General features: G+C 73.3%; 1 pseudogene. It reads left to right on the plus strand.

Annotated elements, in window-relative coordinates:
- Positions 1–409: pseudogene (locus tag AC1DYK_RS35995) on the plus strand (hypothetical protein); the annotation flags it as partial.

Genomic DNA, 409 nt, shown 5'->3' on the forward strand with positions numbered 1-409 from the left:
ACGCGACTGCGGGAGTCAACGCCGGGTTCTTCGTGCTCGACCCCGCCGCCGGCGCGCCCGGCGACCCGGCAGGTCTGGGTGTCTACGACGGAAGGCTGCTGAGCGAGTCCACCAACGGCCGGCCGGTGTTCACGTTCACCGCCGACGCGCMGCACGCCGGCGTCGACCGGTACAGCTGGACCGGCAAGGTCAGCAGGGGCGGCACCGCGCTGGCGCTCGACGGCATCAACCGCGTCCCAGGCCTCATCCGCAACTGCGGCGGCACCCACGACGACCGGCCCACCAGCCACCCGCTCCACGACACGACCTGCACGGACACCGACGAACTCGTCGCCTTCACCGCGGACTACGGCACCGACACCCCGTCCGGCCCCGGCGTGGAAGCCGTCCTCGACCGGCAGGGCCGGGT

The organism is Variovorax sp. P2_H12, assembly GCF_056403395.1.